Here is a 549-nt window from a genome sequence, read left to right as displayed (position 1 = left end):
GGTGGGGGGCGGCTGCGTCGGCGGCTCGACCACGCGGAGCGGTGGAGGCGAGAGTGTCTGGCGACGGACGCGGTGGTGTTGGCGACGGGGTACGCGGAGCGTCCGGCGGATGGGTTGCTGGGGGCGCTGGAGACGTATCTGCGGCGGGATGCACGCCGAGCAGGGGGTGCGGGAGTGTCTGGCGACGGACGCGGTGGTGTTGGCGACGGGGTACGCGGAGCGTCCGGCGGATGGGTTGCTGGGGGCGCTGGAGACGTATCTGCGGCGGGATGGTGCGGGGCGTCCGCTGGTGGACGAGGAGTTCAGGTTGGTGCTGGACCCGGCGGTGACGGGTTCGGTGTTCGTGCAGAACGCGGAGCGGCACACGCACGGGGTGGGGGCTCCTGACCTGGGGCTGGCGCCCGTGATCCTGAACGCGTTGACGGGCCGGGAGTGCTATCCGCTGCCGCGGCGTACGGCGTTCACGACGTTCGGGCTGCGCGGTGGCCGTTCGGGGGCCGGCGCGGCGGGGCGGTCTGCCACAGTGGGCGTATGACTGAGATACCCGGT

The 549-nt window shown here is 72.7% G+C and carries 1 pseudogene; it reads left to right on the top strand.

Annotated elements, in window-relative coordinates:
- Nucleotides 1-535, top strand: a pseudogene (locus AB8Z75_RS35335) (hypothetical protein); the annotation flags it as partial.
- Nucleotides 536-549 lie beyond the last annotated feature (14 nt).

Source organism: Streptomyces sp. PU-14G (genome assembly GCF_041028275.1).
In the GTDB taxonomy this organism is placed as follows: Bacteria; Actinomycetota; Actinomycetes; order Streptomycetales; family Streptomycetaceae; genus Streptomyces.
This window is presented reverse-complemented; position numbering and strand designations above follow the sequence as displayed.